We start from the raw sequence: 12,085 nt of genomic DNA on the forward strand, positions 1-12,085 counted from the left end.
GACGGTCAGCCCTCACTGTCCATCAGGAACCGTGCGGTCTCGACGAGTTGCCGATCGCGTCCGGTGCCGAGCAGGCGGACGGGGTTGGTGCCGAGCCAGGCGTTGGCGGACAGCCACCAGTCGGCGGCGCCCCACGGGTCGCGGTCGGCGTCCAGCAGCGCGTTGACCTCCAGGACGACCAGCCAGGGCAGGGTCTCCTCGGAGAACTGGAACCGCGGCAGCCGCAACCGGCCCCCGGCGCCGCGCAGCCGGATCAGGTCCGGCGCGTACGGCTCTCCGCCGCCCCGCTCCAGCGTCTCGGCGTCCAGCGCGGGCTCCGCGAGCAGCCGCTCCCGCACCGGCCCGAGCACCGGCCCCACCATGCGGTGCCCGTCGATCAGCAGCACGGCCAGGTCCTCGGTGGCGAACCCCTGCACGGTCGGCGCCCCGCCCTGTGCCTCCGGCACGGCAACGAGCCGTGCGTGCGCGTCCGCCCCGAACTCGTCGGGCAAGCGTTCCCGCAGCAGCCCGGCGGCCCGCACGGCGCAGTCGTGGCGGCCGGGGGCGTCGGCGCGGCGGACGACGGTGAGCAGCTCGGCCAGCCGGGCCCGGGTGTCCGGCCCGAGCCGCGCGGCGACCCGGTCCCAGCGGGCCGCGGCGGCGGCGAGGGTGAGGTACGGGTCGGCCGGTTCGGACGGGGGGTGCCCCATCACTCCTCCCCCACGGAAGTCAGCAGCCGTTCCAGCAGATCGGCGCGCGCATGGCGGCGTACCACGAAATGGATGTCCCAGTCGGCGCCCCGGGCGAGTTCGGCCTCGACGGCCGTCCACAGCGCGCCGAAACTCTCCAGCGGGGTCAGCCCACCGCGGCCCGCGCCGAGCAGCGGCAGGCACACCGACCGCAGCGGCGGGTCGTACCGGCGGGCCTCCTCGGCGAGCAGGGCGAAGACGCGGGCCACGCCCCTTGTGATGTCGGCGGGCTGTACGTCGTACTCGTTGGTCTCGGGGCGGGGTACGGCGACGGCCACGTGGTAGATGCGCCGGACGCCCTGCCCGGCCAGCGCGCCCGCGGAGGTGACGGCGACCGTGCCCGGCAGGGCCGCCCGGCCGGGAGCCCCGTGCCGGGCGGCCCATGCCCCCAACTCGTCGTGGATACGGTCCTCGACGAGTCCCCCGGTGGGGTCCCTGCGCGCCCCCGCTCGGCGCAGGGTCGCGGAGACGGACGACTTGTAGGGCGCGGGCAGCGCGAAGTAGGTGTTCGAGGGCGAGACGACGACGTCCATGTCGCGCAGCAGGTCCACGGAGTGGACGTGCACGGTGACGGGCACGGTACGGCGGTCCACGCGGACGCGCAGCGCCCGGTGGGCGGCGGGGACGCGGTCGTACGGCGCCGGTGCGGGGGCGTCGGTCACCGGTGTGTGCCCGGCGGCCTGGACGATTTGTTCCGCGACCTGCCCGAGGACCATCAACTCGTGGTGCTTGCGGAACCGTTCGACGCTCACCCCGTACACCTGCGCGGCCCGTCGGCGCCGGTCGGCGGCCGGCCAGTCCCGGGTGCCCTGGGCGAGGCCGAGGCTGTACTCGGCGGCGGTCTGCAGGGTGCCGCCGCCCATCCGGGAGACGGCGAGCCGTAACACCTTCTCCACCGGCCCCCCAGGCAACTCGCCGTCTCCCCACGGAAGGTCACGGGCGACCTCGGCGAGCACCGGCAGGGCGAGCTCCCGCAGCCTGACGACTCCGGCTCGTCGCACCTTCCGCACCTCCGCGAGGACCACTCCGTGTTCGAGCGGGTGAGGCGGCGGCGACGGCATGACGATCAGCATCGCACCGGCCCGCGGCCGCTCACAAGCCCGTTCCGCCCTTCCATTGCAGCGCACGGCCCGGTCGCGAACGGGGCGGAATCAGGGCGCCTCCGGGTCCGGCCCCCTCACATCCCGAGCCTCGAAGTAGGCGTTTTGGAGCTCTCTCCCGCGTACGAGACCCGCCTGATCGATGTTGCGACTGGCGTTGAAGTCAGCATTGCCGGTCCAGCCACACTCTGGATTACGGCATACGAACCGCGCCTGGCACTCACGACTGCCAGGCGTGACGACTCCGCACTCGGACAGCGCAGCGCCGTGCCAGGCGCGGACACTCGTTACCGTCGGACAGGGCGAGAGGAACGGCGGTACCTCGATCAATTCCGACGTGTGAATTGGCTCCGTCCCTGCGCTTCGGCACCAACACCTCGCGCGCCGTGCGGGACACGATGTGCCAGCCGAGCGCGTCCTTGATCAGACGGGCCCCGGTGATCCGACCCGACGGGCCACCTTTGGTCGCGCCGGGTAGATCCCGCGTCCAACGGAACCGCACTCGCCCGAGCTTCGGAATGTTCACCATCCCCCAGCGTCGGTGCACCCGGGCGACGATACGACTTCAGTACCGCCTGCGCCGCTTGCGCAGGCGGTCGTGCAAGCCAGTCGACGTGGGCACGCGCCCATCGGATGGGACTGTCCACGCAGGAAAGGGGAGGTCGGCTGGTTCGATTCCCGATCAATCAGCCGAGTACTGCGAGGGCATCGATCTCGATCAGCAAGCCCTTGGGGAGACCGACGTACACCGTCGTGCGGGCGGGCGGAGCCTGGCTGAGCCCCTGCTCCTCAAAATACTGGTCATAGACCTCGTTCATCTCGGCGAAGTGGTCCACGTCCGTCAGATACACGCGGATCATCATCACGTCGTCCCAGGTGGCCCCGCCCTCCTGAAGGATCGCCCGGACGTTGGCGAGGGTCTGGAGGGTCTGCTCACGCAGGGTCGGACCGGCCGGTGTCGGGGGCTGCCCCTCGACCGCGGGCAGGAAGCCGACCTGTCCGGCGACCTGGAGGATGTTGCCCTTCTTCACGCCGTGGGAGAACTTCGCGGGCGGGGTGGTGTGGGTCTTGGGGGTGAGGGCGGTCTTCTCGGTCATGCCGGCTCTTTCCTCGGAGTTCTGCCGGAGTACTCGCCGCTGATGGCGTCCGCCGTGCGGCGGACCAGCGGGAGCAGGGTGAGGAGTTCCTCGCCGGTGACGACGACGGTGGGCGCGGACACCGACATCGCGGCGACGACCCGGCCGTCGGCGCCGCGGATCGGTGCGGCGACGCAGTTGATGGACTCCTCGTGGCCACCGAGGTCGGTGGCCCAGCCCTGTTCGCGCACCGTGGCCAGCTCCCTGAGGAAGGCCTCGGCGTTCGGTGCCGAACGGGACGTGTACATGGGGTAGTCGAGCTTCTCCGCGAGGGCGCGGCGCTCGTGCTCGGGGAGGTCGGCGAGGAGGAGCTTCGCCACGGCGGCGACCGTGATGGCCACCGGCTTCCCGATCCGCGAGTACATCCGCACGGGGTAGCGGCTCTCCACCTTGTCGATGTAGAGCACCTCGTTCTCCTCGTACACCGCGAGGTGCACGGTGTGTCCGCACTGCTCGTTCAGCCGTACGAGGTGGGGGTGGGCGATCTCGCGGATGTCGAGGTTCTCCATCGCCTCCTGGGCGAGCGCGAAGAGGCGGGCGCCGAGGCGGTAGCGCTGGTCGGACTGGCGGTAGACGAAGCCGTGCTCGTGCAGGGTGCGCAGGAGGCGGAGCGCGGTGGACTTGTGCACGCCGAGGCGGTCGGCGACCTGTCCCAGGTCGGCGGGGCCCTCGGCGAGCAGCGGCAGGATGCTCAACGCGCGGTCGACGGTCTGACTCATGGCGTACGTACCTCCTCCGGGGCCCGGTCAACGGCGTGCGTCCAGCCGGGGCCGAGTCGAAGTCTCCCCCAGGCGTCGTCGTCCAGGGCGGCCAGCCGGTCGGCGTGGTCGCGGGAGGGAGGGGTGGCGAGGTCGCCGGGGACGGTGAGGGCGGCTGCGGCCATGAGGTGGCCGTGCCGGAGGCGGTCCCTGAGGGGCAGGCCGCGCAACGTCCCGGAGAGAAACCCCGCGGCGAAGGCATCGCCCGCACCGACGGGGGCGACGACGCTGACGTAAGGGGCACGTTCGACGACGCGGCCCGGCCGTGCCGACCCCAGGGGCGCGGGGAACTGCGCGACCGGCTCACCACGACCCGCAGCCGGACGACCACCGCGCCCCGGCCGCCGCTCGAACACCGTCGCCCCCTCGGCACCCTGTTTCACCACCAGCGTCCCCGGCTCGGGCAGCAGCTCCCGAATCGTCTCGGGCCCTCCCGTCACCCCCCAGGCCTCCTCGGCCTCGTCCTCCCCCAAGAACACGATGTCCGCGTCCCGCGCCAGCTCCAGCAGGATCGGGGCCCCGTCGGCCTCCCGCCACAGCTCCTGCCGGTGGTTGACGTCGAACGACACCAGCGGGCGCCCGGCGGCCGGAGCGGTCAGCTCGCGCAGCAGCGCCAGGCAGTCCTCCGACAGCGCCGCCGTGATCCCCGACAGATGCAGGACCCGCGCCGCCCGCGCCGCACCCATCTCCACGTTCCCCACGCCCATCGCCGACGCCGCCGACCCCGCCCGGTAGTACGCCACCTCGTGACCGTCACCGGCTCGGTCCCCCGCCGTGCGGAAGTACACGCCCGTCGGGCGTGCCGGGTCACGGCGGACGGACGACACGTCGACGCCGTACGCCCCGATCGCCTCGACGAGATGGTCCCCGAACCCGTCGGCGCCGACGCGGCTGACCCACCGCACGGAATGCCCAGCGGCAGCGAGCACGCACGCCACGTTGGACTCCGCCCCGCCGATGCCCCGCTCGAAGGACGGAACGTCGGCGAGGCGGCCCGGGCGGGAGGGCAGGAACGTGACCATGGACTCGCCGAGCGCGACGACGTCCACGACGTCGGGGGCGGTGCGAAGGGCGGTGGCGGTCAGGATGGTCAGGACTCCTCGGTCGGCGTCGCGGGTCGTGCCGGCTCCGTTGACCCCGCGTTGGCCGAGATGTTAGACAGCAGCAAGCGACATACGCAATGGGCGTTGCAGAATGCGCAACGCAGCCCAACGCGGCGCAACACGGCGCAACACAGTGCGACGCACCAGATCAGGGAGGCTCCATGGCCGTCGAACCCGGCTCCACGCCCGCCACCGAAGCGCTCGCCCGCCTCACCGAGGAACGCGTCGACCACCGCTTCAGGGGCCTCCCGCCCGACGCCGACGGCCTGACCGTCGCGGAACTCGCCGCCCAGCGCCGCAACCTCTTCACCGACGGCTTCACCACCCCGGTGCTCGCCCTCTCCGCCGAGCGTCTGGAACACAACCTGCGGCTCATGGCGACGTACGCCACCCGCCACGGCCTCGCCTTCGCCCCGCACGGCAAGACGACCATGGCCCCGCAGCTCTTCCGGCGGCAGATCGAGCACGGCGCCTGGGGCATCACCCTCGCGGTGCCGCACCAGGTGCGGGTGGCGCGGGCGTTCGGGACTCAGCGGATCTTCCTCGCGAACGAGCTGGTGGACGCCGCGGCCCTGCGCTGGATCGCGGGCGAGCTGGCCACCGACCCCTCCTTCGAGTTCGTCTGTTACGTCGACTCCGTGCGCGGCGTCGAACTGATGCACGCGGCCCTGCGCGGCGGCACGGCACGCCCCCTGGACGTCGTCGTCGAACTCGCCGCCGGTGAAGGCGCCCGCACCGGCGTCCGTACGGAGGCCGAGTGCGCGGCGATCGCCGACGCGGTGGCCGCCGCACCCACCCTGCGCCTGGCCGGCGTCGCGGGCTACGAGGGCGAGGTGCCCGAGGCCGACCCCGAGCGCGTGCACGCGTGGCTGCGCCGTCTGGTGGCGCTGGCGGTGGACTTCGACAAGGCGGGGCGGTTCCAGGGCCTGGACGAGATCGTCGTCAGCGCGGGCGGCAGTGCGTGGTTCGACGCGGTCGCGGACGTGTTCGCGGACATCCCCGGACTCAGCGCCCCCGTACTGAAGTTGCTCCGCTCCGGCGCGTACGTCTCGCACGACGACGGCCACTACCGCAGGCTGACCCCCTTCAACCGGGTCTCGGAGGAGGGCGCCCTGGAGCCCGCGTTCCGGCTGTGGGCGCAGGTGGTGTCGCGGCCGACGCGGGAGCAGGCCTTCGTCAACGCGGGCAAGCGGGACGCCGCGTACGACCTGGACCTGCCCTTCGCGCAGGTCGTCCGCCGGGGCGGCACCCAGCGCCCCGCGACCGGCGTCGAGGTCACCGCACTCTCCGACCAGCACGCCTGGCTGCGCACCACCCCCGAGGCGGACCTTGAGGTCGGGGACTGGCTCGGCATGGGGCTGTCCCACCCCTGCACGTCGTTCGACAAGTGGCAGCTGATCCCGGTGGCCGAGGCGGACGGCACGGTCGTCGACTACATCCGTACGTTCTTCTAGGAGCCCCGGCATGGCAGACCTCGTCATCCGTGACGCGGACGTCGTCGACGGCACCGGCGCCCCCGCGTACCGCGCCGACGTGGTGGTGGACGCGGGCCGGATCGTGTCGATCGTCCGGGAGGCAGCGGCGGCGGGCTGTCAACGGCCCGGCGCGACGAGGGAGCTGGACGCGGAGGGCCTCGCCCTGTCCCCCGGCTTCATCGACATGCACGCGCACAGCGACCTCGCCCTCCTGCGCGACCCCGACCACAGCGCGAAGGCCGCGCAGGGCGTGACGCTCGAAGTCATCGGCCAGGACGGGCTGTCGTACGCCCCCGTCGACGACCGCACCCTCGCCGAGGTCCGCCGTGCCATCACCGGCTGGAACGGGCACGGCGACGACATCGACGTCGACTGGCGGTCGGTGGGCGAGTATCTGGACCGGCTGGACCGAGGCATCGCGGTCAACGCGGCCTACCTCGTCCCCCAGGGGACGGTCCGCGCGCTGGCCGTCGGCGGGGAGGACCGGGAGGCCACGCCGAAGGAGCTGGACCGGATGCGGCAGCTCGTGGCGGAGGGCCTGGAGCAGGGGGCGGTCGGGATGTCGTCCGGGCTCACCTACACGCCCGGCATGTACGCCAAGGACGCCGAGCTGACGGAGCTGTGCCGGGTGGTGGCGCGGTACGGCGGCTACTACTGCCCGCACCACCGCTCGTACGGGGCCGGGGCCCTGCGGGCGTACGCGGAGATGGTCGCCCTGACGCGGGAGGCCGGCTGCCCCCTGCACCTCGCGCACGCCACGATGAACTTCGGCGTCAACAAGGGCCGCGCGCCCGAGCTGCTGTCCCTGCTGGACGACGCCCTCGCGGCCGGGGCGGACATCAGCCTGGACACGTACCCCTACACGCCCGGCTGTACGACCCTGGTGGCGCTGCTGCCGAGCTGGGCGAACGAGGGCGGCCCGGAGGAGACCCTGCGGCGGCTGACGGACGACGGGACCGCCGAGCGGATCCGCCACGACCTGGAGGTGGTCGGCGCGGACGGCTGTCACGGCGTACCGGTCGAGTGGGACACGATCGAGATCTCCGGCGTGACCGAACCGGCCCTTCAGGCGTATGTCGGCCGGACGGTCGAGGACTCGGCGGCCCTGCGCGGCGAGGCGCCCTGGGTCACCGCCCGCCGTCTGCTGGTCGAGGACCGGCTCGGGCCGACGATCCTCCAGCACGTCGGCCACGAGGAGAACGTCCGGGCGATCATGCGGCACCGGGTGCACACCGGCGGCTCGGACGGCATCCTCCAGGGCGCCAAGCCGCACCCGCGCGCGTACGGCACGTTCCCGCACTATCTCGGCCGGTACGTGCGGGAGCTGGGGGTGCTGTCGCTGGAGGAGTGCGTGGCCCGTCTGACCGGGCGCCCGGCGGCCCGGCTGCGACTGCCGGACCGGGGCGTGGTCCGCGAGGGGTACCGGGCCGACCTGGTGCTCTTCGACCCGGCCACGGTCGCGGCGGGCGCCACCTTCGACCAGCCGCGCACGCTCCCGACGGGCATCCCGTATGTGCTGATCGACGGCCGGTTCGTGATCGAGGACGGCCGCCGGACGGACGTCCTGGCGGGGCGGGCGGTCCGCAGGGCGCCGATGTGATCGCCCGCCGCGGCTGAGTCACGGCTTGGGCAGGGTGCACCCGCTCGCGTACAGGTCGAGCTTGTTGTCGAGGCCGAAACAGGCGGCGAGCTGATACGTCTGCTGGGCGTAGTTGATGCCCTGGCGGACGGTGACGTTGCCGTTGGCGTCGACCTCGCAAGGATTGTTCAGCGTGCAGCGCTGCCCGTCCTCGTTGCCGGTGTTGTTGACGGCGACGACGCGGCCGGTGGACCGGTCGACGACCGGGGAGCCCGAGGTGCCGCCGATGGTGTTGCAGGCGGAGGTGTACCGGACGGAGTCCTTCCAGGTCCAGTCGCCCTCCTTCAGCCGGTGGGCGAAGCCGTCGATCGAGCAGGTGTAGATCCGCTTCCAGTACCCGGAGACGACACTGATGGCGGTGCCCGCCGTCGGGCGGGTGTCGTTGAGGGTGAGCGCGTCGATGCCGTAGGAGCCGCGGATCTGCGCGTAGGTGCGGGTGAGCTGGTAGACCGCGACGTCCGTGTCGGTCATCGTGGAGTACGCGATCTTGCTGGCGCGCAGAGTGGCGACGCGGGTCCCGGCGGAGTTCAGCAGCCCGAAGGAGCGGGTGGAGGGCTGGTCGACGATGACCTCGCCGGGCTCCGGGAAGCCGCTCTCCAGGCAGTGCCCGTTGCTCAGCACGAGCGCGGGGTCGTCGTCGGCGGAGTCCGGCATCCGGATCACGGAGCCGGAGCAGTTGCTGAGCGCGACGGTACCGGCGAAGTCGACGGCCTGGATCGCGGGCGCGGCCTCCGTGTCCGGGGTGGCGGCGACCGCGGGGGCCGCACCTGCCCCGGTTATCAAGAGGGCGGCGAGTGCGGCCAGGAGAGGTTTGTTCATGTGGGGGTCCCCTCTTCATGACGGGAGCGACCGGAGGTCGTCCGGTCGCCCGCTGTCTTGTCATGCACATTGTTGGTGCAGAGATGCGAGGGGACAAGAAGGCGTACAGGCCCTCGGGGACGTGTCTTCGCGTGTCTTCGCGTGTCTTCGCGCGTGCGACGGGGGCTACTTGGGCCGTTTGGTGCCGCCCTGACCCTGCCCCGGGTTGCCGTTGGCGTTCCCCGGACGGTCGTCGAGGGGCGTCGCCGTGGGGGTCGGAGTCGGAGCCGAGGCGGGCGCGGTCGTGGGCGCCTCGGTGGCGGGGGCAGTGACGGGGGCCTGGGAGACGCCGTCGCCGCCTTTCGAGGAGTCCGGGGTCGGAGCCGAGACGGGAACGCGGGCGCTCTCCGAGGCGGGCGCGGAGGGCGTGCCGTCGCCGCCGCCCGCTTCCGTACGGGACGGCGTCGCCGCCTCCTCCGGGTCGTCCGACGTCGAGTTCGTCCGGTCCTGCTTGCCCTGCGTGCCGCCGCCGGAGGACGACCCCGAGAAGGAGAACCCGGCGATCAGCGCCGCCACGGACGCCGCGCCCACCGCACCGGCGGCCACCGCCACCCGCCGCTGCCGCCAGGGGCTGGGCTTGCGGCGGGAGCCCCGGTGCCGCGCCGGGGCCGGTACCGTCGGCAGCTCGCGCGTCTCGTCGTAGGCGTTCTGCCAGCCGTGCGCGGCCGCCGGGTCGGCGTACTCCTCGTAGGCGGGTATCCGCTCCGGCTGCGGCTGCGGCAGGTACACCTTCGGCGGACCCTGAGGTTCACCCGTTCTGGGGGGCTCTGACATGGCCACGCATTCTAGGGACTGGCGTGACGACAGGGACAGCAGCGGCTTCGGAGGGACAGCGGCGGCATGTGCCCACCCGAACCCGCGTCTCATGTGGCGGAAAGCACGAGCCGTGATGCGTTACGCGGCCGTAAGCTCCCAGACATGCAGGTGATCCAGTCGACCAAGCTCGCCAACGTCTGTTACGAGATCCGGGGCCCGGTACTCGAAGAGGCGATGCGCCTGGAAGCGGCCGGTCACCGCATCCTGAAGCTGAACACCGGCAACCCGGCCGCCTTCGGCTTCGAGTGCCCGCCGGAGATCCTGGAGGACATCCTCCGCAACGTCTCGACGGCCCACGGCTACGGCGACGCCAAGGGCCTGCTGGCCGCGCGCCGGGCGGTCGTCATGCACAACCAGACCCTCGGCATCGAGACGGACGTCGAGCACGTCTTCATCGGCAACGGTGTCTCCGAGCTGATCACCATGGCGATGCAGGGCCTGCTGGACGACGGCGACGAGGTCCTCGTACCGGCGCCGGACTACCCGCTGTGGACGGCCGCCGTGTCCCTGTCCGGCGGTACGGCCGTGCACTACCGCTGCGACGAGCAGTCCGACTGGATGCCGGACCTGGCCGACGTCGAACGCAAGGTCACCGACCGCACCAAGGCGATCGTGATCATCAACCCGAACAACCCGACCGGCGCGGTCTACGACGAGGCGATGCTCAAGGGCCTGACCGACATCGCCCGCCGCCACAACCTGCTGGTCTGCTCGGACGAGATCTACGACAAGATCCTGTACGACGGCGCCGAACACATCCCGACCGCGGCCGTCGCCCCCGATCTGCTCACCCTCACTTTCAACGGCATGTCGAAGGCGTACCGGGTGGCCGGATACCGGGTCGGGTGGATGTCGATCTCCGGCCCCCGCGCGCACGCCGACTCCTACATCGAGGGCCTGACCATCCTGGCGAACATGCGCCTGTGCGCCAACATGCCGGGCCAGCACGGCGTGGTCGCGGCACTCAGCGGACGCCAGTCGATCAACGACCTGGTGCTGCCGGGCGGCCGCCTGCGGGAGCAGATGGATGTCGCCTACGAGATGCTGACGCGGATCCCGGGCGTGACGTGCGTCCGCCCGAAGGGCGCCCTGTACCTCTTCCCCCGCCTGGACCCCAACGTCTTCAAGATCAAGGACGACCGGCGGCTGGTCCTCGACCTGCTCCGGCGCGAGAAGATCATGGTCGTGCACGGCACCGGCTTCAACTGGACGGAGCCGGACCACTTCCGGGTCGTCACGCTGCCGACGGTCGCCGATCTGCGGGACGCGATCGGCCGGATCGGCAGCTTCCTGGACGGCTACAGCCAGCACTGACGCTCACGCTGCGTGGGCACCTCCGCCTTATTTGTGAACGGCTCAACTTTAGACGAAATCCAAGCTAGGATGGCTTCTGCCAAGCACAGGAGGCCATCCCATGTACGAGCCGATCCGCGCCAAGTCGGTCCACACGATGGCCGGCACCTCTTCCGACTTCCCCCACCGGTCACGTGAGGAAGAGCTGGACATCCAGCTCGCGGGGCACCTCGCGGCACTGCTCGCCGTCACCGACGAGCTGCGCGCGCTGGCCCCGTCCGACGACCTGGACACCGCCGCCGCACGGCTCGCGGAGCAGGTGGCCCGGCTGCGGGGAGGCCGTACGCCGGCCCGCACCTCGGCGACCGCGACCGCCGCACCACACCTCGCCGCGCTGCACCGGCGGGCCCATGCCCTCGCCGGGCGCGCGCTGGTCGTCGCCGCGTCCCGGGCGGACACGGCGGCGGCGATCCTGGCGGCCGAGCGGATGGACGCCCACGCGGCGCTGCTCGAACCGCACGAACTCGCCACGCACTGAGCCCTGCCGGGCTCCCTCCGACGGCCCCGGTCCGCGCGCACCCGCAGCGACGCGCGGACCGGGTGCCACACACCACCTCCCTGATCACCACGGAGCCCTGGGCGACTCCCGGCTCATCCGACGAGGTGGTCGAAGAACGGCACCGCGACACCGAAGGCGGCGGCCCCCGTGAGGACCGCCTGGGCCGGAGCGGCTCCGCCGAGAGCGCCGAGCACTCCCGCGCCGACCCCGACCAGTACTCCCATCAGCAGGACCAGCGCCGCGCGCAGGGACAGCAACGGACTTTTCACTCCGGCTCCTTCGGCCGTCGACAACAGCGTGCGTCACGCCGTTCCTCCGCCTTCACCCTCGCGGTGACGCACGGTGTTGCGGAACGGAAACGGTCACCGTTTCCCGCGATCGGCAACACAAGTCTTCGCCGAATCGAGGTCGGCGCCCCCTGTGAGCGGCCACAGTTGGAGGTACGAGTAAACGCTGGCGCGAGGAGGGCATGTGCGCGGTGACGATCGCTGGGCGGGCGGCGACGGGGGCCGGGAAACGCCGTTCGAGGACGTGGAGGACGTCGCCGGGCTCGGTCCCCTCCCGGACGGTCTCCAGCCCGAAGTCCGTGACTTCGTCCGCGCGTTGCGCGGCCTGTTCAA

General features: G+C 72.1%; 12 protein-coding genes. 4 read left to right on the forward strand and 8 right to left on the reverse strand.

The genetic code is table 11. The features are described from left to right. Nucleotides 1-5: 5 nt before the first annotated feature. The 5 genes from KWI83_RS31385 to KWI83_RS31405 form a co-directional block, all read right to left on the reverse strand. Complete coding sequence (locus KWI83_RS31385) at nucleotides 6-689, reverse strand: hypothetical protein (protein ID WP_218517772.1); 684 nt, start codon at nucleotides 687-689, stop codon at nucleotides 6-8. Beyond that, the gene (locus KWI83_RS31390) at nucleotides 689-1,789 is read right to left on the reverse strand and encodes a hypothetical protein (RefSeq protein WP_218517773.1); all 1,101 of its coding nucleotides are present in this window, start codon (nucleotides 1,787-1,789) and stop codon (nucleotides 689-691) included. Before KWI83_RS31390 ends, KWI83_RS31385 begins: the two co-directional genes overlap by 1 nt. Nucleotides 1,790-2,514: 725 nt before the next feature. Beyond that, a complete protein-coding gene (locus tag KWI83_RS31395) occupies nucleotides 2,515-2,925 on the reverse strand; it encodes a RidA family protein (RefSeq protein WP_218517774.1) in 411 nt (136 codons plus the stop codon). Beyond that, nucleotides 2,922-3,683 carry an IclR family transcriptional regulator gene (locus KWI83_RS31400; RefSeq protein ID WP_218517775.1) on the reverse strand — a complete coding sequence of 254 codons (762 nt, stop codon included), beginning with the start codon at nucleotides 3,681-3,683 and terminating at the stop codon, nucleotides 2,922-2,924. The genes KWI83_RS31395 and KWI83_RS31400 overlap by 4 nt, the downstream gene beginning before the upstream one ends. After that, the gene (locus KWI83_RS31405; protein WP_218517827.1) at nucleotides 3,680-4,807 is read right to left on the reverse strand and encodes a sugar kinase; all 1,128 of its coding nucleotides are present in this window, start codon (nucleotides 4,805-4,807) and stop codon (nucleotides 3,680-3,682) included. Before KWI83_RS31405 ends, KWI83_RS31400 begins: the two co-directional genes overlap by 4 nt. A gap of 179 nt (nucleotides 4,808-4,986) precedes the next feature. On the opposite strand from KWI83_RS31405, the gene KWI83_RS31410 reads away from it, so the two are divergent. Next, entirely contained in the window at nucleotides 4,987-6,279 is a 1,293-nt protein-coding gene (locus tag KWI83_RS31410; protein WP_218517776.1) for an amino acid deaminase, read from the forward strand. 10 nt (nucleotides 6,280-6,289) lie between these two features. Continuing rightward, nucleotides 6,290-7,900, forward strand: coding sequence for an amidohydrolase family protein (locus tag KWI83_RS31415; RefSeq protein ID WP_218517777.1), 1,611 nt, complete (start codon nucleotides 6,290-6,292; stop codon nucleotides 7,898-7,900). A gap of 18 nt (nucleotides 7,901-7,918) precedes the next feature. Here the strand turns inward: KWI83_RS31415 and KWI83_RS31420 are convergent, their stop codons facing one another. Together KWI83_RS31420 and KWI83_RS31425 are read right to left on the reverse strand one after the other, a co-directional pair. Continuing rightward, on the reverse strand, nucleotides 7,919-8,758 hold the full coding sequence (locus KWI83_RS31420) for a serine protease (RefSeq protein WP_218517778.1): 840 nt from the start codon (nucleotides 8,756-8,758) through the stop codon (nucleotides 7,919-7,921). Nucleotides 8,759-8,923: 165 nt separating this feature from the next. Then, nucleotides 8,924-9,571 (reverse strand): hypothetical protein, encoded by a 648-nt coding sequence (locus KWI83_RS31425; RefSeq protein ID WP_218517779.1) that lies wholly within the window; start codon nucleotides 9,569-9,571, stop codon nucleotides 8,924-8,926. 144 nt (nucleotides 9,572-9,715) lie between these two features. Between KWI83_RS31425 and KWI83_RS31430 the strand changes: the two genes are divergently transcribed. Both KWI83_RS31430 and KWI83_RS31435 read left to right on the forward strand, forming a co-directional pair. After that, nucleotides 9,716-10,927, forward strand: a complete 1,212-nt coding sequence (locus KWI83_RS31430) for a pyridoxal phosphate-dependent aminotransferase (protein WP_218517780.1) — start codon at nucleotides 9,716-9,718, stop codon at nucleotides 10,925-10,927. Between the two features lie 100 nt (nucleotides 10,928-11,027). After that, entirely contained in the window at nucleotides 11,028-11,444 is a 417-nt protein-coding gene (locus KWI83_RS31435; RefSeq protein ID WP_218517781.1) for a hypothetical protein, read from the forward strand. Between the two features lie 113 nt (nucleotides 11,445-11,557). Here KWI83_RS31435 and KWI83_RS31440 read toward each other — a convergent pair whose 3' ends face one another. Then, nucleotides 11,558-11,734, reverse strand: a complete 177-nt coding sequence (locus tag KWI83_RS31440) for a hypothetical protein (protein ID WP_218517782.1) — start codon at nucleotides 11,732-11,734, stop codon at nucleotides 11,558-11,560. Nucleotides 11,735-12,085: the final 351 nt, after the last annotated feature.

This window comes from Streptomyces sp. TRM70350 (assembly GCF_019219825.1).
Taxonomy (GTDB): domain Bacteria; phylum Actinomycetota; class Actinomycetes; order Streptomycetales; family Streptomycetaceae; genus Streptomyces.